We start from the raw sequence: 17851 nt of genomic DNA, 5'->3' as shown, positions 1-17851 counted from the left end.
AAATGGAGGTTGGTTTATGAGACATCTCGAAAATGCTTTTAAATTTACTTTTAAGAACTTCCTGCTTACCCTGCCTTTATTAATCTCATTAGCAATACCTGCGCTGATAACAGGTGTTGGAAGCTTGGGATTTTTGGCACACCGCGGCACGCTTATAGAGAACTTTCGGAGGGCAATGGAGAATTTGACAAACGGAGGCTATTATAATTACGGAGATCTGTTTGCAGGTATTGATATGAGTTCCATAATTGTAAGTTCCATTATTTCGGGCTTGCTCTCTTTTGTATTCATGCTGCTGGTAAGGCCTGCCACATACGGGCTTATAAATTTGCATTATGAAACAGGAGATGCAAAGCTGAACGATTTTTCCAGGTGCATGTCAAAGTACATAGGCAGATTTGTAATATACGGGCTGCTTAATATTGCAATTGGTATTGGTGTTGCCATAGCCTTTATGATTCTGATTTTTGTAGGTGTTTTTGTTTCAACTATAATACTGCCCCTGGGCATAATACTCCTGATCGGTTTTACACTTGGAGGCATTGTGGGAACGGTGGCCCTGTACAATTACATGGCGCTCTGGTTTCCGGCCGTGTGTGTGGAGGACAGTGATGTTATAGACGGTTTGAAAAACTCTTTCAGGTATGTAAAGGGAAACTTCTGGCCGATACTTGGAATCACCATTCTCGTGAACCTGTGCGGCAGTATAGCAGGAAGCATACTTGGAGGGATAATCGGGCTGATTCCCGTGGTGGGAAGCATTGTTGCTCCTGTAATAACAGGCTTGGCCGAATTCATCCTGATAGTTTTTTATTTTGAAGTATACCGTGAGAGAACAGGAAGGTATGCTATTCCGGAGCCTCCCAAGCAATTTGACGGTTTTCAGAATGGCGGAGTTCAATAAAAGTGAAATTATAAAAAACCTGAGATAACCGGGAAATAACGGAAAAAACCCTGCTGCGCCTGTGAGGCGGAGCAGGGTTTTTTCGTAGCTCACATATGGACTTGACAGGGTGCGCCGGCAGTTAAATTTTTGTATAAAACTACTTGACAAACAAAAATGCTAATGTTATTTTAAGTATATGTTAGCACTCAACGTACAAGAGTGCTAACAAACAAATAATTAACAGCTAACAAACTTGTAAAAGAGCGGTTGTTTTTGAGACAGCACTGCTTATAATCTGAGAACGGAGGTTTAACATGCTTGACGATAGAAAGCTGAAAATTTTGCAGGCAATTATTGATGACTATATTAGCTCTGCAGAGCCTGTGGGCTCCAGAACCATTGCAAAAAAGCATGAATTGGGCCTCAGTTCTGCCACAATCCGAAATGAAATGGCCGATCTTGAGGAGATGGGTTTTTTAGAGCAGCCCCACACTTCTGCTGGCAGAGTGCCCTCGGATAAAGGCTATAGATTATATGTAGACCAGATTATGAAGATAAATGACCTGTCTGACACTGAAATAGAAAATATAAGAACTGCAATGGACATAAAGATAAATGAGCTGAGTCAGATAATACGGAATGCCTCCGTGGTAATGTCCCAGTTCACAAAATATACCTCCATGGCTGTTACACCGCAAATAAACAGAAGCGTTCTGAAGGCTGTGCAGGTTGTTCCTATTGAGCCCGGCAAGGCTCTGGTCATTGTTGTCACCGATTCCAATACTGTTCGCAACAATCTTATCAGAATTCCTGAAAAGGTAACTCCGGACTTTTTGATACAGGTTTCAAATTTGCTTAATGAAAAGCTCAAGGGGTTTACTCTGGAAATGCTTAGGAATAATTTCCTGAACGGAGAGGCGGAGCAGCTTACCTCTTTGCCATATGACCTTATGCGGCCCATACTGGACGGTATTGAAGATTTGATTAAACTCATTGACCGGCCGGAAATATATCTGGAAGGAACTACAAATATATTGAACTTTCCGGAATTCAAAGAAGTCCAAAAGGCCAAGGAATTTCTCAGCCTGCTGGATGAAAAGAAGCTGATGTCTGAAATACTCAATAACCACAGCAGCAAGAATGAAATAATAATCCAGATAGGAAATGAAAATGTCTTGCAGGGAATCAAGGATTGCAGCATTGTAACTGCATCCTACAGTGTGGACGATTATGTCATAGGCTCCATTGGAATCATCGGTCCTACCAGAATGGAATATTCAAAGGTGGTTTCATCATTAAATTATATAAGGAATAAAATTAATCAGGAGATATTAAAGCTTCTGGGTGATGGATAGCAATAAATTTTAAGGAGGTTATTTTCAGGTAATGAAAAAATACAAAAATTTAAAAGATACCGGTGAAGAGGTAAATGTGGCAGAAGAAAATGAGGTTGCAATAAACTCCGACGTTGAGGCAAAAGGCGATGAAAAAGCTGAAAACGTCTCCGACAGTGAAGTTGAAGGTCTCAAAGCAAAGCTGGAGGAAAAGACCCGGCAGTGTGAAGAATATACCAATATGGTTCAGCGCACGGCTGCCGAGTTTGATAATTATAAAAAGCGTACTATTAAAGAAAAGGAAGCACTGAGCCTGGATGTTTCAATTGACATGGTAAACGCATTCCTGCCGGTGGTGGATAATCTGGAAAGAGCCTTGAAGGCTGCCGAGGGCATGGAAGGCAATCCGCTCAAGGATGGTGTGGAACTTGTAATGAGACAGCTCCAGGACTGCCTGGATAAGCTTGGAGTAGAACCCATAACAGCCGTAGACAATCCCTTTGATCCTGAGCTCCACAATGCGGTGATGCATGTTTCGGATGAGGCATATGGTGAGAATACGGTCATAGAGGAGTTCCAGAAGGGTTATCTGATGAAGGGCAAGGTTGTAAGGCACAGCATGGTCAAGGTAGCAAACTGAGTTATCCTTGATTTATTATTAAGTACAAATATACTGTTTATGAAAAATTTTTAAGGAGGCTATTTAATATGGCAAAAGTAATTGGTATAGATTTAGGCACCACAAATTCATGCGTAGCGGTTATGGAAGGCGGAGAGCCCGTTGTTATAGCAAATCCGGAAGGCAATAGGACAACACCTTCGGTTCTGGCGTTTTCAAAAACCGGAGAGCGTATGGTAGGACAGGTGGCAAAGAGGCAGTCCATAACCAACCCGGAAAGAACTATTATCTCTATAAAGAGAGATATGGGTACTGACAGGAAGGTTCCCATAGATGACAAGAAATATTCTCCCCAGGAAATTTCCGCTATGATACTCCAAAAGCTTAAGGCTGATGCCGAGGCATATCTTGGAGAGACAATATCACAAGCCGTCATCACTGTTCCTGCCTATTTCAGTGATGCTCAGAGGCAGGCCACAAAGGATGCAGGTAAAATTGCAGGCCTGGAAGTACTTAGAATCATAAACGAGCCTACTGCTGCAGCTCTGGCTTACGGGCTGGACAAAGAGCATGACCAGAAAATAATGGTATATGACCTGGGCGGAGGAACCTTTGACGTATCAATACTGGAAATCGGAGACGGAGTTTTTGAAGTTCTGGCTACAAACGGTAACAACAGGCTGGGCGGAGATGACTTCGACCAGAGGGTAATAGATTTTCTTGCTGATGAATTCAAGAGAGAGAACGGAATAGACCTGCGAGGCGACAAAATGGCCATGCAAAGGTTGAAGGAAGCTGCTGAAAAGGCAAAAATCGAGCTTTCAGGGGTTACCACTTCAAACATCAATCTGCCGTTTATAACAGCAGATGCTTCAGGCCCAAAACACCTTGACGTTACACTTACCAGAGCCAAATTTGATGAGATAACCGCTGACCTGGTGGAAAAGACAATGGGTCCCACAAGGCAGGCTATGCAGGATGCCGGTCTCAGCCCTGACAAGATAGACAAGATTTTATTGGTGGGAGGCTCAACCAGAATACCGGCAGTTCAGGACGCGGTTAAGAAGTACCTTGGAAAAGAACCCTTCAAGGGTATAAATCCGGATGAGTGTGTTGCCGTAGGTGCTGCAATACAGGCCGGAGTTCTGACCGGTGATGTAACCGGCCTCCTTCTTCTGGACGTTACTCCATTGTCTCTCGGTCTCGAAACTCTCGGAGGGGTATTTACAAAGCTTATAGAAAGAAATACCACAATTCCCACAAAGAAGAGCCAGGTGTTCTCAACGGCAGCCGACGGTCAGACAAGTGTTGAAATCCACGTTCTCCAGGGTGAAAGAGAAATGGCCCAGTACAATAAGTCCCTGGGAAGATTCCAGCTTACAGGAATACCTTCTGCACCAAGGGGAGTTCCACAGATAGAAGTTACTTTTGACATAGATGCAAACGGTATCGTTCACGTATCCGCAAAGGATCTTGGTACCGGCAATGAGCAGAAGATTACAATTACTGCCTCCACAAACCTTTCAGATGCAGATATCGACAAGGCTGTCAAGGAAGCGGAGAAGTTCGCTGCGGAAGACAAGCAGCGCAAAGAGGAAATCGACATCAGAAATAATGCCGACTCCCTTGTATACCAGTCGGAAAAATCCCTGAAGGATCTTGGCGACAAGGTATCCGCGGATGACAAATCAAAAATCGAGGCTGGTGTAAACAAGGTTAAGGATACACTAAAGGGTACTGACAGCGAAGCGATTAAAAAGGCTACGGAAGAATTGCAGCAGGCTTTCTATGACGTATCCGCAAAGATTTACCAACAGACAGGCGGGGCTCCCGGAGCAGACCCCAATGCAGCAGGTTTCGGTGGACAGCAGGGTGAGCCGGGTGCGGAAAATACTGATAATGTTGTTGATGCGGACTACAAAGTAGTTGACGAAGACAAATAAAATTATATAATAATAATAAAGGAATGATAAATTATTCCTTGAGGGGCTTTAGTATTAAAGCCCCTTTAAAATAAATATTGCTGTGGCGATTTCAAAAGGATTAATAAGTGCCGTTGCTTAAAAGCTTCGGATTAAAAAAGTTAACAGAAAATAATAATACCTTCGTGAGATAGTTTTGCGAAGGTATAGCAATGTTTGGAAAGAGTAGGGAATCAGATTTTTTCAGAGGAAGGTTTGATCTAAAGCTCAATTGCAGCTTGAGACAGGAGTTGAATGGAATGGCGGAGAAAAGAGATTATTATGAGGTGTTGGGTGTTCAGAGGGGTGCTACTGATGCCGAACTGAAAAAAGCATACAGAAATTTGGCAAAGAAATATCATCCGGATGTCAACCCCGGAAACAAGGAAGCAGAGGCCAAATTTAAAGAGGCAAATGAAGCCTACGAGATTTTGAGTGATTCCCAGAAGAGAAGCAGATATGACCAGTTCGGCCATGCCGGAACAGATCCTAACGGCTTCGGAGGCGGGGCAGGCGGCTTCTCTGATTTTGATTTCGGTGGAATCGGTGATATTTTTGAAACTTTTTTTGGCGGTTCAGGCTTTGGCGGCGGAGGAAGATCACGTGCAAAGAGAGGGCCCCAGAAGGGTGCGGACATTAAATACGCCATGGAGATTTCCTTTGAGGAAGCCGCCTTTGGTGTTGAACGTGAAATAAATGTAAGCAGGATGGAGGTATGCTCCAAGTGTTCCGGATCAGGTGCAAAGGCCGGAACCCAGGCAAGTACCTGCCAGCACTGCAATGGAACCGGCCAGGTTCAGTCAAGGCAAAATACCCCCTTCGGGCAGTTTATCAACACAAAGACCTGCGAGGTTTGTAAAGGGGAAGGTAAAATCATTGCCGACCCATGTCCTGCCTGCAATGGAAAGGGTAAGCTCAGAAACAATGTCAAGCTGAAAATCAATGTCCCTGCGGGAATTGATGACGGACAGACCATATCACTGCGCGGAGAAGGCGACCCGGGTTCAAAGGGGGGACCAAACGGTGATTTGTTCTTGAATATAAGAGTAAAAACCCATCCTCTGTTCAAGCGCCAGGGGAACGATGTAGTATGTGAAGTACCTGTCACCTTTGCCCAGGCAGCCCTGGGTGCTGAACTGGAGGTGCCTACACTGGACGGAAAGGTGAAGTATACCGTACCTGAGGGAACACAGACCGGGTCCGTTTTCAGACTGAAAGGAAAGGGAATACCCTTCCTGAGAGGAAATGGCCGGGGGGATCAGTATGTAAAAGTAAATATAGATGTGCCCAAGAAGCTGAATGAGAAGCAAAAGGCCCTGCTGAAGGAGTTTGCCGAGCTTGGCGGAGACGAAGTGCACGAGCAGAGAAAAAGCTTTTTTGATAAAATGAAGGATGCGTTCAAATAGCTGAACTAAGGATAACACAGCACAGAAGGAGAAAAAGATGAAGTGGTATGAGATAAGGGTAAACACAACGGAAGAGGCCAGCGATGCAGTAGCTGAAATGCTGACATCCATGGGCGCCGGTGGAGTTGCTATTAAGGACCCCTTTGACATCAGAAGAGAAATCGAAAAACCAAACACATTGGATTATGCCGATGAGGAGTTTCTGGAGGCCCTGGGCGAAGATGTGGTAATATCAGCCTATTTCCAGAACGGCTTAAGTATTGACGAACTTTTGAAGCAAATAAACGAGGGACTTGCTAATATTTCCCAATTTCTCAATATAGGAAAAGGTTTGGAGGGCTATGGCGAGGTGGATGATGAAGACTGGTCAACCGCCTGGAAGAAGTACTACAAGCCTTTTAAACTGACGGACAGGATTGTTGTTAAGCCTACCTGGGAGGCTTATGAAGCCAGCGGCTCAGAAATAATAGTTGAAATGGACCCGGGAATGGCCTTTGGTACAGGAACGCATGAAACTACACAAATGTGTTCACTGCTGCTGGACAAATATATGAGCGCCGGAAGTGAAGTGCTGGATGTGGGCTGCGGTACGGGTATACTGGCAATTATAGCTTCAAAGCTGGGTGCTGAAAGTGTCAGGGCGTTGGATATAGATGAAGTTGCCGTAAAGGTTGCAAAGGAAAATGTGGAAATTAACGGGGAATCTGTTAAAATAGAAACTAGACGGGGTATATTGTCGGATTTGAATCAAGACGGGCAAAAGTTTGATATAATTGTGGCAAATATCATTGCCAATGTAATTATTGACTTGTCCACACTTATACCTTATTATTTAAAAAAGAACTCCTTGTTTATTACCTCCGGTATAATCAGGGAGAGAAAACAGGATGTTATTGATGCCTGTTCAAAAAGTGGAATGGGTTTGATTGAAAGCCTTGAAATGGGTGAATGGGTGGCAATGGTGTTCAGATGTCCAGATACTTTGTAAATAGAACGCAGATTGAGGACAATAGAATAAAAATCACCGGCGAGGACTACCAGCATCTCAAAAAGGTTTTGAGAGCGGTTAAAGGTGATACTGTCACGGTTTGCTGTGAAGGGACCGATTACACCTCCGTTATAGATGAGATAGGCAATGATTGTATATATGCCAGTATAACGGATAAGGCTGTAAATGTAACTGAGTCCTCTCTCAGGGTAACCTTGTTTCAGGGACTGCCCAAGGCTGACAAGATGGAACTCATAGTGCAAAAATGCATTGAACTCGGGATTTCAGAAATAGTACCCGTAATTACTGAAAGAAGTATTGTAAAGATAAATTCCGGGAAAGATGCACAGGCTAAGGTTTCCAGATGGCAAAAAATTGCTTTGGAAGCTGCCAAGCAGTGCAACAGGGGGCTTGTACCCGTTGTAGGAATGCCTGTTAAGTTTGCTGAGGCTGTAGCTGCGGCTTCTCACAAGGACTTGGCGATAATTCCTTACGAGAAGGAAAGTTCCGTTGGATTCAAGGAAATTGTATCAGCTTGTTCCAATACAAAAAGTGCGGCTATTTTTATCGGCCCTGAAGGCGGGTTTACGGAGCAGGAAATAGAACTTGCAGATAGCAGGGGAATAAGAAAGATGACACTTGGTCCTAGGATTCTGCGAACTGAAACAGCGGGGATAGTTGCACTTTCACTAATGATGTATGAATTAGGAGATGTGTCTAATGGAAGAACTTAAATTTGTGGTTGTTGATGATGCTGTTTTTATGAGAACACTCATCAAGAGAATGATTGAAGAAAACTCAAATTATGTGGTTGTGGGCGAAGGCGCCAATGGTCATGAAGCCATTTCGCAGGCAAAAAAATTTCTACCGGATATAATGACTTTGGATATTACAATGCCTGAAATGGATGGTATTATGGCTATAAAGGAAATATTGAACGCGTCGCCCAATACAAAGATAATCATGGTTTCAGCCATGGGACAGCAATCAATGGTGATTGATGCAATAAAGATGGGAGCCAGGGATTTTATAGTCAAGCCTTTTGACAAAACCAGGGTTCAGCAGGCAATAGAAAACGTTCTTAAAATGAAATAGATAAAATATCAAGGCTGACAATACTAAATGGGGGGATTACCCTCATTTTTTGTTTGCCTGGAGGTTTCAGGACAGAGTCGGGCTTTATGCAGGGAGCATTAATATGTTATATTTGGGTAATAATTTAGTGTAAGAACTTAAGAACAGAAGGAAATGGAAGAAAAATTGATAAAATATAAGAAAAGTAGTAAATAATTCTTTAATTAATGCGAAATTGTGTTATAATACATATGAAAATTGCTTAAGAAGGATTTGGAAGTAAATAAATCCCTGAAAGCATTCCGGAAAATGGAGGTTTTTATGGTTAGAAGCATGACCGGGTTCGGAAGAGGAACCTATGCTGAACACGGTAAGGAATTTACTGTGGAGATTAAGAGTGTTAATCATCGTTATGTTGACTTTTATATAAAATTGCCCAGGCAGATTGCATACCTGGAGGAACGTGTCAGAGAGGTAGCAGCCAAGAGCATATTCAGAGGAAAGGTTGATATATTCATATCTTTTGAAGACCGCTCCGAGGATTCAAGGAGTGTCATGCTTGACGAGGCATTGGCCGGCGCATACATACAGGCAGTGGAAAAGCTCCGGGACAAGTACGGTTTGAAGGATGACTTGAGCCTGTCCTTTGTTTCCAGATTTCCCGATGTATTGAGAATAGAAAAGAACGAAGATGATGAAGAACAGCTTTGGGTTATTTTGAACAAAGCCCTGGACGCTGCTGTGGCTTCGCTGGTCCAGATGCGTGAGAAGGAAGGCAATGAGCTTAGAATGAGCCTGCTTCAAAAAGCGGATTATATGGAAAAAATTATTTCTCAGATAACAAATAGAAGTCCGGAGGTTGTCATAGAATATAAACAAAAGCTGGAAAACAGGATAAAGGAGCTTTTGAACCAGCAAACCATCGATGAAAACAGGATAGCTATGGAAGTAGCTATTTTTGCCGACAGATGCAGCATTGATGAGGAGCTTGTCAGGCTGGGCAGCCATCTGATTCAGCTAAGGGATATCCTGAGCATTAAAAAGCAGCCTGTAGGAAGAAAACTTGATTTTCTGGTTCAGGAAATAAACCGGGAAATCAATACCATCGGATCAAAGTCAAATGACATTGAAATCACAAAGCTCGTATTGGAGTTAAAAAGTGAAACCGAGAAGATCAGGGAACAGATTCAGAACATGGAATAGGATTTATGATGATTAATCCGGGAGGAAATTTATGAAGCTTATAAATATTGGATTTGGAAATATTGTTTCGGCTAACAGACTTGTGGCCATTGTCAGTCCTGAATCGGCGCCAATAAAAAGAATCATTCAGGAAGCCAGGGACAGAGGGATGCTTATAGATGCCACCTACGGCAGAAGAACCAGAGCTGTTATTATTACCGACAGCGACCATATCATTTTGTCGGCGGTCCAGCCTGAAACAGTGGCTCACAGGCTCAATACCAAGGATGTTGATGTCAACGAGCCTGAAGTGGAGACTGAGGAAGAATAGTAATTTTATATATAGGATAATTGGAGGAAGGAATGCAGCAAAGAGGTCTATTAGTGGTTATATCTGGCCCCTCCGGCACAGGCAAGGGCACTGTGTGCAAGAAATTGCTCTCTGAAAGGGAAAATGTCAGATACTCGGTATCGGCAACGACGAGAAAACCGCGCCAGGGAGAGGTTGAAGGGCAAAACTATTTTTTTGTATCGGAAAGTCAATTCCTTGACATGCTTGAAAAGGATGCTTTGATAGAGTGGGACAAATACTGTGACAATTATTACGGTACACCCAAGGCATTTGTTGATGAATGTCTGGATAAAGGCACTGATGTCATATTGGAGATAACAGTAGAAGGTGCGTTGGAGATAAAACAAAAATATCCTGAATGTGTACTTGTTTTTATAGTTCCTCCGTCACTGGAAGAACTGAGAAGAAGAATTGAAAGCAGGGCTACCGAGTGCTGCGATGTGATTGAGAAAAGACTGGAGCAGGCGGCAAACGAGTTGAAATACGTATCCAAGTACGATTACCTGATTTTAAATGACAGTGTTGATGCTGCAGTTGTGAATATAGAAAAGGTTTTGGATGCCGAGCGCCTGAAGCCGTCAAGAAATACGGAGTATATAGACAGCTTGATAAAGCAGTAACAGAGGCGGCGTTTCAGCCAAACCTCGAGATTTGTGATTACATCCATATTTGATATTTTATTATTACAGAGTTCAAGCGTAAAGCACGCAGAGAGGAGATTATATGATTTATCCTTCAATCAATGAATTGATGAAAAAAGTTGACAGCAGATACACTTTGGTAGTTGAGGCGGCGAAGAGGGCGAGACAGCTTGTGGACGGTGCCACTAAACTGACCAAGGTAAATTCGGACAAGGAAGTTACTATTGCTATCCATGAGATAGCAGAGGATAAAATAACATATGTAAGAACCAAGAATGTTATAAAATAGGGGGAATTAAGGTGTCATTTGAAAAGACAATGGAAAAAATAGTTTCTTTGGCAAAGAACAGAGGTTTTGTTTATCCTGGTTCGGATATTTACGGGGGACTTGCAAATGCATGGGATTACGGTCCTTTGGGTGTGGAGCTGAAGAACAACGTAAAAAAAGCCTGGTGGAAAAAGTTTATACAGGAAAGCTCATATAATGTAGGCGTTGACTGTGCAATTCTCATGAATCCCCAGGTATGGGTGGCTTCAGGACATGTGGGCGGTTTCAGTGATCCGCTCATAGACTGCAAGGATTGTAAAACACGTCACAGGGCTGACAAGCTGATAGAAGACTGGAACAAGGAAAACAACATCGAGTTCAAAGTTGACGGTCTTAAAAATGAAGAGCTGATGGAATACATAAAGGACAAGGGAGTAAAATGTCCTAACTGTGATTCAGCGAACTTCACCGATATAAGAAAATTCAACCTCATGTTTAAAACCTTCCAGGGTGTTACCGAGGACTCAAAGGCTGAGATATTCCTGAGACCAGAAACGGCCCAGGGAATATTTGTAAATTTTAAGAATGTTCAGAGAACTTCCAGAAAGAAAATTCCTTTTGGAATCGGACAGATAGGAAAGTCCTTCAGAAATGAGATAACACCTGGAAACTTTACCTTCAGAACCCGTGAATTTGAACAGATGGAACTTGAATTTTTCTGCGAACCCGGCAAGGATCTGGAATGGTTCAGCTATTGGAAGGACTTTTGCTATAACTGGCTGCTGAACCTGAATATGAAGCCTGAATCCTTAAAGCTGCGTGACCACGATAAAAAAGAGCTTTCACACTACAGCAATGCCACTACTGACATTGAGTTCCTGTTCCCCTTCGGATGGGGAGAACTGTGGGGTATTGCCGACAGAACCGATTTTGATCTTAAACAGCATATGCTGCATTCAAAGGATGACTTGTCATACTTTGATCCTGCTACAAACGAGAAATACGTACCTTACTGCATTGAGCCTTCATTGGGTGCAGACAGAGTAACTCTGGCCTTCCTTTGCGATGCTTATGATGAGGAAGAGGTTGCCGAAGGCGATGTGAGAACAGTATTGAGATTCCACCCTGCCCTTGCTCCGGTGAAAATCGCAGTGCTGCCCTTATCAAAGAAGCTGGGAGAGGAAGCGGACAAGGTATATCAAATGCTTGCAAAGCACTATTACTGTGAATTTGATGAAACCGGCAGCATAGGCAAGAGATACCGCAGGCAGGATGAAATAGGAACACCCTACTGCATTACCTTTGACTTTGATTCACTTGAAGACGGAAGTGTAACCATAAGAGACAGAGATACAATGCAGCAGATCAGGATAAAGATAGATGATTTAATTTCATATTTTGACGGAAAATTTGTATTTTAACGTATTATGCATAGCATAATACTAAATGCAGGCATAATAATTATGCCTGCATTAATTGCCTATAGGGAAAGTTACGTTTTTAACAATTTCAAAAACTGCATCCATTACAACTCCATTGGCAATATAACCGGAACTATCTATTTAGGCTATCCAGAGCAGACACATTTGAAGACATAAATTGCGTTGCAATTTTGTTAATACATCAATTATAAGTTTGTACAGGAGGGTTTTAAATGTCAAAGTACGTTTATCTTTTTAGTGAAGGAAATGCATCCATGAAAAACCTTCTCGGAGGCAAGGGAGCGAACCTGGCTGAAATGACCGGTTTGGGGCTTCCGGTTCCAAGAGGATTCACAGTAACTACTGAAGCATGCACAAGGTATTACAATGACGGTAAAGTAATTGCAGCCGAGATAGAGGCTGAGATCTATCAGATGCTTGCCAGGACAGAACAGATTGTGGGAAAAAACTTTGGTGATCCTGAAAATCCTTTCCTTGTATCGGTAAGATCGGGAGCGAGAGCTTCCATGCCTGGCATGATGGACACTATCTTGAATCTGGGCTTGAATGACCAGGTGGTGGAAGGGCTGGCAAAGCTTACAAACAATGAAAGATTTGCCTATGACAGCTATAGGAGATTTATTCAGATGTTTTCAGATGTAGTTATGGAGGTTGAGAAACCCAGATTCGAAAAAATCCTGGATGCGGTTAAAGAAGAAAACGGAGCAAAATTTGACACAGACTTGTCGGCTGATAACCTTAAGGAAGTTGTAAAAAGATATAAAGAGCTTTTTAAAGCCGAGAAGGGCTTTGAATTTCCCCAGGAGCCCAAGATACAGCTTATGGAGGCAGTAAAAGCGGTTTTCCGTTCCTGGGATAACCCGCGCGCCATTGTTTACAGGAGGCTCAACGACATTCCCGGAGATTGGGGTACTGCCGTCAATGTTCAGGAGATGGTTTACGGCAATATGGGAAATGATTCGGGGACAGGGGTTGCTTTTACAAGAAATCCTTCCACCGGTGAAAAGAAGCTGTACGGCGAATTCCTCATGAATGCACAGGGGGAAGATGTTGTTGCGGGAATAAGAACGCCGCAGCCCATGGAACAAATGAGGGCCGTTAATGAAGCTGCCTATAATCAGTTTGTTGAAACAGCAAATATTCTTGAAAACCATTATAGAGATATGCAGGATATGGAGTTTACCATAGAAAAGGGCAAGCTTTTCATGCTGCAGACCAGAAACGGAAAGAGAACTGCGGCAGCCGCTTTGAAAATAGCGGTTGATCTGGTGAACGAAGGAATGATAGACAGGAACGAAGCCCTTATGAAGGTTGATCCAAAGCAGTTGGATGCCCTTTTGCATCCGAACTTTGAGCCAAAAGCTCTTAAGTCGGCAAAACCTGTTGCCAAAGGACTTCCTGCGTCACCCGGAGCAGCAACCGGCCGTGTATATTTTGAAGCTGAGGAAGCTGTTGAAGCTTCAAAGGGCGGCGAAAAGAAAATAATACTTGTCAGAATGGAAACCTCTCCGGAGGATATTGAGGGCATGCATGTTTCCCAGGGTATCCTGACCGGACGCGGAGGAATGACTTCCCATGCGGCAGTGGTGGCACGCGGCATGGGTACTTGCTGCGTGGCAGGCTGCAGTGACATAAGAATAAATGAGGAAGAGAAGTATTTTATAGACAGGGATGGCAGGAAGTATATGGAAGGCGACTGGATTTCTCTGGACGGCTCCACGGGCAATGTGTATGGCGAAAGGCTGCCTGCCATAGAGCCTGAAATGACAGGGGATTTTTCTACACTGATGCAGTGGGCGGATGAGGTCAGGACTCTCAAGGTCAGGGCAAATGCCGATACTCCTGCCGATGCTGCTCAGGCCATTAAGTTCGGAGCAGAGGGTATAGGCCTTTGCCGTACGGAGCATATGTTTTTTGAACCTGACAGGATTCCTGCAATGCGGGAAATGATTGTGTCAAGAACGGAAGAACAGAGAAGAAAAGCGCTGGATAAGCTGCTTCCCATGCAGAGAAGTGATTTTGAGGGCCTTTTCAGGGAAATGCAGGGCTATCCTGTAACCATAAGATTCCTTGACCCGCCTCTGCACGAATTCCTGCCCCAGGCTGAGGTCGATATTGAGGCTCTCGCAAAGGAAATGGAAATGAGTTTTGAGGATTTAAAGGGAATAGTTTCCAGCCTGCATGAATTCAATCCCATGATGGGACACAGAGGCTGCCGTCTGGCGGTATCCTATCCTGAAATAGCTGAAATGCAGACCAGAGCAGTTATAGAGGCTGCAATAAATGTAAATGCAAAAGGAATGTCGGTGGTTCCTGAAATAATGATTCCGCTGGTGGGTGAGATAAAAGAACTGAAATACGTTAAGGACATTGTTGTAAGGACTGCTGCTGAAGTTATTGAAAAGGCCGGAGTGAAGCTGGAGTACAAGGTGGGTACCATGATAGAGATACCCAGGGCGGCTCTTACGGCAGATGATATAGCAAAGGAAGCAGAGTTCTTCTCCTTTGGTACAAACGACCTTACCCAGATGACCTTCGGCTTCAGCCGTGACGATGCAGGTAAATTCCTGGAGGACTACTATGCTAAGAAAATTTACGAATCCGACCCCTTTGCAAAGCTTGACCAGACAGGGGTAGGCAAGCTGGTTGAAATGGCTGCGAAGCTTGGAAAGCAGACCAGGCCTGATATAAAGCTGGGCATATGCGGAGAGCACGGGGGAGATCCATCCTCTATTGAATTCTGTCATAGGGCAGGGCTGAACTATGTCAGTTGCTCACCCTTCCGCGTGCCCATAGCGAGACTTGCGGCGGCCCAGGCGGCAATAGGCGGAGGAGGGCTGGGACAGAAGTAGAGAAGTCCTTATGTGGCAAGAGTTTGAGGGCATAAGTATAAAATAAAGTAAGGGTATTATTTCTTGATAATTTTGAGAGATAATACCCTTTTTGTAAACAAACCTAACATGACATGAGATTTCCTATTGTCAACCAAACACGTGGAGTAGGTTGACAATAGGAAATTCTTGCGTGTATAATGAATAACATAGCTTATAGTTCGGAGGGTTTTATGAGAAAAAACAAAACTAAGGAACTTGCGTTATGCGCTTTGTTTGCTGCCATGACGGCAATATTGCCGCAAATATCTATTCCAATCGGCCCTGTTCCCCTAAATCTTGCACACATTTCAACTTTTATCGCCGCGGGATTATTGGGAGCTAAATCTGGCGCGTTGAGCCAGATTATTTTTGCTTTCACGGGAGCTGTGGGGTTGCCTGTGTTTTCAGGTTTTATGGGGGGCAGTAATGTTGTACAATTTTAATGACCTGTCCAAAGAAGAAGCCCTGTCTATTCTCAATTTGCCTGACGCTGACCTGCCCGAGCTGCTGGATATTGTTTTCGCTGTCAGAAAAAAGCATAAAGGGAATATGGTCGGTATACAGCTTCTTACAAATGCGCGGAGCGGGGATTGTTCGCAGAACTGCGCTTATTGCGCGCAATCTAATAATTCCAAATCAAGTATTGAAAAATACAAGCTGATATCATATGGCAAACTACTGGCGGACAACTATATTGTTCGGGAAAAAAGACTTTCGAGGCATTGTATCGGATTAAGCGGCATACGTTTTACTGATTCCGAGATAAACGAGTTTGCCAATCGTGTCAGAGAATTAAAAAACGGAACAAATACTCAAATCTGCTGCTCTATCGGTTTCTTAACTTCGGGACAAGCTAAAAAGCTGAAAGAAGCAGGAGTCAACAGGATAAACCATAATCTGAATACAAGCAGAAATTATTACCCGAACATCTGCACGACGCACACCTATCAAGGGAGAATAGACAACATTAAAATGCTGCAAGGTATGGGGTTTGAAATTTGCTGCGGCGGTATTATAGGTCTTGGGGAAAAAAAGATAGACGTTGTGGATATGCTTTTCGAAATACGGGAAATTAATCCTCAATCAGTGCCAATCAATTTCCTGATACCAATAAAGGGGACGGCCTTGGGAAATACGGATACTTCGCTTCTGTCTGCTGAGTATTGTCTGAAGGTACTATGTCTTGCCCGTCTATTAACTCCGAAATCAGATATACGCTGTGCTGCCGGAAGAGAAGTATATTTGAAGGGAAAGGAAAAAGAAATGTTTTGTGCGGTAGATTCCATTTTTGCCTCCGGATATTTGACCGCTGATGGGCAAGACATAGAAGATACGATCAAAATTATTATTGAGGCTGGATTTCAATATTACATAGAAGCCGATTAGCAGGAGGATAAGGTTACCGCCATTTCAAGCATATCATAGCTTCATAAAAAGCTGCAAATCCGACTCCTGGGCCGGCTTTCCTTGTTTTTTAATAAGAGCTTGACTCATAACAGAATATGGCATACAATTTAATGCAAAACAGATGTTCTGGATTGACCGTAACCTCGCTGTGGAGGTATACACCATAAACGAGCCACATTTCAAAAGTTTATACAGGGCAACGAGATTTTGCCTGATGCAGGTAAAATTTCACATGAGGAAAGGCTTGAGAACAGTATAAAAGTAAATTCAAAAAACTATTGACTTTGACGTCGTGTCGTCCTTTATGCTTAATAAGGAAAGGAGGTAAAGGCATGGGGTTATTAACAATCAGCGAAGTATCACGAAACTTAAATATTTCAACAAGAACGCTTCGTTATTATGAACAAATAGAGCTTATACAGAGTCAAAAGAAAGAAGACTATGCTTATCGTATATACGATGAAACTGCTGTAAGGCGTCTGCAGCAGATAATTGTACTGCGAAAACTGCGGATTCCTCTGAAACAGATAAAATCTATTTTTGAAAATAGCGAAAAGTCGCATATTATTGAAGTATTTCAAAAAAATATTGCCGAACTTGATATTGAAATAACAGCTCTTACTACCATTAAAACCATTTTGCAATCGCTAGTTGCACGTTTGAATGAGAGTGAAAAAATCAATGTCAAATTGGATTTGCTCCATGACAATGATATCTTAAAAATTGTTGAGCCTTTACTACTTACTAAGATTAATTTTAAGGAGGAAAAGTCAATGGATGAGTTAGACAAAGCAAATGACAGCCTGAACAAATTGCAGGACAGGGAGGTAAGAATCATTTATCTGCCCCCCGCTGAGGTAGCAAGTATTCATTGTACAGGCGGTGCCGCCGAACTTGAAAGCGGAAATTTGCTGCATAATTTTATCAGAGAAACAAAGCTGTATGAAGTGAAGCCCGATTTCAGGCATTATGGATTTAACAACCCAAACGGTAATATGCCAGATGGAAGTGACCATGGATATGAAAGATGGGTTACAATTCCAGACGAGTTTGAAGTAAAGCCGCCCTTTACAAAAAAACAATTTGCAGGCGGATTGTTTTGTGCGTATATGATTCCTATGGGTTCTTTCGAGGAATGGTTTAAACTATATAATTGGGCACAGAATAATGAAAAGTATGAATTGAATTTTAAAGAGCAAATAGTAGAAAGAGAATGCATGGAAGAGCATCTTAATTACATGAATAAATTCATGCTTTCCCCTGATAACGTTACAATTCAAATAGACTTGCTCCTACCGATAAAAGAAAAATAACAGGCATGATTTGAAGCGTTCCATAATGTGAAAAAGTGGAGATTGATCTATTTCGATAGCCGCTGCTCAAGGCAGCAACAGGAGGAGTCGGGCTGGGACAGCAGT

Annotated in this window: 17 protein-coding genes; all 17 read left to right on the top strand. The window is 43.0% G+C overall.

From position 1 onward, the window contains the following. The first annotated feature begins 16 nt into the window (after positions 1–16). The 17 genes from CLHUN_RS17480 (at position 17) to CLHUN_RS17400 (ending at position 17746) form a co-directional block, all read left to right on the top strand. Positions 17–904 (top strand): DUF7847 domain-containing protein, encoded by an 888-nt coding sequence (locus tag CLHUN_RS17480; protein ID WP_080065916.1) that lies wholly within the window; start codon positions 17–19, stop codon positions 902–904. A 296-nt stretch (positions 905–1200) separates the two neighbouring features. After that, positions 1201–2241, top strand: coding sequence for a heat-inducible transcriptional repressor HrcA (gene hrcA / locus CLHUN_RS17475; RefSeq protein WP_080065915.1), 1041 nt, complete (start codon positions 1201–1203; stop codon positions 2239–2241). A 31-nt stretch (positions 2242–2272) separates the two neighbouring features. Beyond that, positions 2273–2860, top strand: a complete 588-nt coding sequence (gene grpE / locus CLHUN_RS17470; protein WP_080065914.1) for a nucleotide exchange factor GrpE — start codon at positions 2273–2275, stop codon at positions 2858–2860. A gap of 68 nt (positions 2861–2928) precedes the next feature. Further along, entirely contained in the window at positions 2929–4782 is a 1854-nt protein-coding gene (gene dnaK, locus CLHUN_RS17465) for a molecular chaperone DnaK (RefSeq protein ID WP_080065913.1), read from the top strand. 278 nt (positions 4783–5060) lie between these two features. Continuing rightward, on the top strand, positions 5061–6206 hold the full coding sequence (dnaJ, locus tag CLHUN_RS17460) for a molecular chaperone DnaJ (protein ID WP_080065930.1): 1146 nt from the start codon (positions 5061–5063) through the stop codon (positions 6204–6206). A gap of 37 nt (positions 6207–6243) precedes the next feature. Beyond that, positions 6244–7194 carry a 50S ribosomal protein L11 methyltransferase gene (gene prmA / locus CLHUN_RS17455; protein WP_080065912.1) on the top strand — a complete coding sequence of 317 codons (951 nt, stop codon included), beginning with the start codon at positions 6244–6246 and terminating at the stop codon, positions 7192–7194. After that, entirely contained in the window at positions 7176–7928 is a 753-nt protein-coding gene (locus CLHUN_RS17450; RefSeq protein WP_080065911.1) for a 16S rRNA (uracil(1498)-N(3))-methyltransferase, read from the top strand. The genes prmA and CLHUN_RS17450 overlap by 19 nt, the downstream gene beginning before the upstream one ends. Beyond that, positions 7915–8289, top strand: a complete 375-nt coding sequence (locus tag CLHUN_RS17445; protein WP_080065910.1) for a response regulator — start codon at positions 7915–7917, stop codon at positions 8287–8289. Before CLHUN_RS17450 ends, CLHUN_RS17445 begins: the two co-directional genes overlap by 14 nt. A 300-nt stretch (positions 8290–8589) precedes the next feature. Next, complete coding sequence (locus CLHUN_RS17440; protein WP_080065909.1) at positions 8590–9471, top strand: YicC/YloC family endoribonuclease; 882 nt, start codon at positions 8590–8592, stop codon at positions 9469–9471. A gap of 31 nt (positions 9472–9502) precedes the next feature. Continuing rightward, positions 9503–9781, top strand: a complete 279-nt coding sequence (remA, locus tag CLHUN_RS17435) for an extracellular matrix/biofilm regulator RemA (protein WP_080065908.1) — start codon at positions 9503–9505, stop codon at positions 9779–9781. A 32-nt stretch (positions 9782–9813) separates the two neighbouring features. Next, positions 9814–10422: a guanylate kinase gene (gene gmk / locus CLHUN_RS17430; RefSeq protein ID WP_080065907.1), complete on the top strand. Its 609-nt coding sequence runs from the start codon at positions 9814–9816 to the stop codon at positions 10420–10422. Between the two features lie 103 nt (positions 10423–10525). After that, positions 10526–10732 carry a DNA-directed RNA polymerase subunit omega gene (gene rpoZ, locus CLHUN_RS17425; protein ID WP_080065906.1) on the top strand — a complete coding sequence of 69 codons (207 nt, stop codon included), beginning with the start codon at positions 10526–10528 and terminating at the stop codon, positions 10730–10732. A gap of 11 nt (positions 10733–10743) precedes the next feature. Then, positions 10744–12132 (top strand): glycine--tRNA ligase, encoded by a 1389-nt coding sequence (locus CLHUN_RS17420; protein WP_080065905.1) that lies wholly within the window; start codon positions 10744–10746, stop codon positions 12130–12132. 233 nt (positions 12133–12365) lie between these two features. After that, positions 12366–15005: a pyruvate, phosphate dikinase gene (gene ppdK, locus CLHUN_RS17415; RefSeq protein ID WP_080065904.1), complete on the top strand. Its 2640-nt coding sequence runs from the start codon at positions 12366–12368 to the stop codon at positions 15003–15005. A 212-nt stretch (positions 15006–15217) separates the two neighbouring features. Next, on the top strand, positions 15218–15469 hold the full coding sequence (locus CLHUN_RS17410; protein WP_165755784.1) for a biotin transporter BioY: 252 nt from the start codon (positions 15218–15220) through the stop codon (positions 15467–15469). Next, the gene (gene bioB / locus CLHUN_RS17405) at positions 15453–16412 is read left to right on the top strand and encodes a biotin synthase BioB (protein WP_080065902.1); all 960 of its coding nucleotides are present in this window, start codon (positions 15453–15455) and stop codon (positions 16410–16412) included. Before CLHUN_RS17410 ends, bioB begins: the two co-directional genes overlap by 17 nt. A gap of 353 nt (positions 16413–16765) precedes the next feature. Next, positions 16766–17746, top strand: a complete 981-nt coding sequence (locus CLHUN_RS17400; RefSeq protein ID WP_080065901.1) for a MerR family transcriptional regulator — start codon at positions 16766–16768, stop codon at positions 17744–17746. Positions 17747–17851: the final 105 nt, after the last annotated feature.

The sequence above is a fragment of the Ruminiclostridium hungatei genome, from assembly GCF_002051585.1.
Lineage (GTDB): Bacteria > Bacillota > Clostridia > Acetivibrionales > DSM-1351 > Ruminiclostridium > Ruminiclostridium hungatei.
Note: the sequence above shows the minus strand (reverse complement) of the source record. Positions and strands in the feature narration are given on the sequence as shown.

What these genes read in the sequence shown, in the direction of transcription:
- CLHUN_RS17480 (WP_080065916.1), top strand. Translation starts at nt 17, where the DNA reads ATGAGACATCTCGAAAATGCTTTTAAATTTACTTTTAAGAACTTCCTG.
- hrcA (WP_080065915.1), top strand. Translation starts at nt 1,201, where the DNA reads ATGCTTGACGATAGAAAGCTGAAAATTTTGCAGGCAATTATTGATGAC.
- grpE (WP_080065914.1), top strand. Translation starts at nt 2,273, where the DNA reads ATGAAAAAATACAAAAATTTAAAAGATACCGGTGAAGAGGTAAATGTG.
- dnaK (WP_080065913.1), top strand. Translation starts at nt 2,929, where the DNA reads ATGGCAAAAGTAATTGGTATAGATTTAGGCACCACAAATTCATGCGTA.
- dnaJ (WP_080065930.1), top strand. Translation starts at nt 5,061, where the DNA reads ATGGCGGAGAAAAGAGATTATTATGAGGTGTTGGGTGTTCAGAGGGGT.
- prmA (WP_080065912.1), top strand. Translation starts at nt 6,244, where the DNA reads ATGAAGTGGTATGAGATAAGGGTAAACACAACGGAAGAGGCCAGCGAT.
- CLHUN_RS17450 (WP_080065911.1), top strand. Translation starts at nt 7,176, where the DNA reads ATGTCCAGATACTTTGTAAATAGAACGCAGATTGAGGACAATAGAATA.
- CLHUN_RS17445 (WP_080065910.1), top strand. Translation starts at nt 7,915, where the DNA reads ATGGAAGAACTTAAATTTGTGGTTGTTGATGATGCTGTTTTTATGAGA.
- CLHUN_RS17440 (WP_080065909.1), top strand. Translation starts at nt 8,590, where the DNA reads ATGGTTAGAAGCATGACCGGGTTCGGAAGAGGAACCTATGCTGAACAC.
- remA (WP_080065908.1), top strand. Translation starts at nt 9,503, where the DNA reads ATGAAGCTTATAAATATTGGATTTGGAAATATTGTTTCGGCTAACAGA.
- gmk (WP_080065907.1), top strand. Translation starts at nt 9,814, where the DNA reads ATGCAGCAAAGAGGTCTATTAGTGGTTATATCTGGCCCCTCCGGCACA.
- rpoZ (WP_080065906.1), top strand. Translation starts at nt 10,526, where the DNA reads ATGATTTATCCTTCAATCAATGAATTGATGAAAAAAGTTGACAGCAGA.
- ppdK (WP_080065904.1), top strand. Translation starts at nt 12,366, where the DNA reads ATGTCAAAGTACGTTTATCTTTTTAGTGAAGGAAATGCATCCATGAAA.
- CLHUN_RS17410 (WP_165755784.1), top strand. Translation starts at nt 15,218, where the DNA reads ATGAGAAAAAACAAAACTAAGGAACTTGCGTTATGCGCTTTGTTTGCT.
- bioB (WP_080065902.1), top strand. Translation starts at nt 15,453, where the DNA reads ATGTTGTACAATTTTAATGACCTGTCCAAAGAAGAAGCCCTGTCTATT.
- CLHUN_RS17400 (WP_080065901.1), top strand. Translation starts at nt 16,766, where the DNA reads ATGGGGTTATTAACAATCAGCGAAGTATCACGAAACTTAAATATTTCA.